The 1,645-nt window shown below is 72.9% G+C and carries 1 protein-coding gene; it reads left to right on the forward strand.

The genetic code is table 11. The annotated features are described in order from the left end of the window. Positions 1-3: 3 nt before the first annotated feature. Positions 4-1,645: metallophosphoesterase family protein (locus tag DLJ47_RS34835; RefSeq protein ID WP_109906563.1), on the forward strand; the 1,642-nt coding region annotated here is incomplete at its 3' end.

Consider the following 1,645-nt stretch of genomic DNA (forward strand, 5'->3'; position numbering starts at 1 on the left):
CCGGTGCCCGCCCCGGACAACCCGCACGGCAGCGAGGCGACGGGCGGGCGGCCCGCCCGCCGGCCACGCTCGACCGACCCGCTGGAGCTGGGCTTCACCCCCCGCAAGCCGGTGCCGTGGCTCGCGCCGTTCCTGCTGATCAGCACCGGCATCCGTACGCTGCTGGCGATGCTCTTCGGGGCGTACCTGGACAAGCGGGAGCTGCAGAACTCGCTCGAGGCGCGGATCGAGCGGCAGGTCGGGCCGGACGGCGGGCTCTGGCTGGACTACGTGGCCGACCTGGGCGACGGCTTCAACGCCACCTACTCGGTGGCGTACCTGCTCGCCCAGCCGGAGCTGGAGGTGGACGGGCACCGGCTGCCCCGGGCGCAGACCCTGGTGATGGGGGGCGACCAGGTCTACCCGTCGGCCGCCTTCGAGGCGTACGAGGACCGCTGCAAGGGCCCCTACCAGGCCGCGCTGCCGGGCACCCCGCCCGAGAAGCCCACCCTCTTCGCGGTGCCCGGCAACCACGACTGGTACGACGGCCTGACCGCCTTCCTGCGGCTCTTCGTCCGGTCCCGGGACCGGCACTTCGGCGGTTGGGCGACCGGGCAGTCCCGCTCGTACTTCGCGGTCGAGCTGCCCGCCGACTGGTGGCTGCTCGGCCTCGACGACCAGTCCGGCTCGTACCTGGACGACCCGCAGCTGACCTACTTCGACACGGTGGCCGAGAAGCTGGGCCCGCAGAGCAAGGTGATCGTGGCGGTGCCGGCGCCGACCTGGGTCAAAGCCGTCGACCACCCCACGGCGTACGACTCGATCGACTACTTCATCCGGACCATCGTGGCGCCGACCGGGGCACAGGTACGGCTGCTCATCTCCGGCGACCTGCACCACTACGCCCGGTACGCCGGCCCGGACCGTCAACTGATCACCTGCGGCAGCGGCGGCGCGTACCTCTACCCGACGCACAAGCTCCCGGAGCGCATCGAGGTGCCGCCGCGGGACACCCTGGCCCGGCGCGCCAGCCCGAGCCGCCCGTACGACCTGGCCGGCCGCTACCCGGACGCGGCCCGCTCCCGGCGCTACGCCTGGGGCATCTTCCCCCGGCTGCCGTTGCGCAATCCCGGCTTCACCACCCTGCTCGGCACCCTGCACACGCTGCTGATGCTGGCCATGGTGGGGGTGGTGGAGAACCCCAGCGGCACCGAGCAGCGGCTGTTCAGCCTGCCGCTGGTGCTGATGCTGCTGGTGACGTTGCTCGGCGCGGCCTTCTTCGCCAAGCCGCCCAGTTCCGGCGGGAAGCGGCACGCCCGGCACTGGATCCTCGGCATCGGCCACGGGCTGGCGCACGTCGGGCTGGCCGCCGCCGGCACCTGGGGCTGGCTGGCGCTGCCCTTCCAGGAGTGGCCGTGGCCGCTGCCGGTGGTCGCCGCGGCGGTGCTGTACGGCCCGGTGGGCGGGCTGGTGGCGAGCCAGTTGGTGGCCGCGTACCTGCTGGTGGCGGGGGCGTTCGGGGTGAACGTCAACGAACTCTTCGCTGGCCAGGGCATCGAGGACTCCAAGGCGTTCCTCCGGCTCCGCATCGACCCCGACGGCACGCTCACCATCTACCCCATCGCGGTGGACCGGGTCGCCCGCGGCTGGCAGGTCAACCCCGACC

The organism is Micromonospora sp. S4605 (assembly GCF_003176715.1).
GTDB lineage: Bacteria > Actinomycetota > Actinomycetes > Mycobacteriales > Micromonosporaceae > Micromonospora > Micromonospora echinaurantiaca.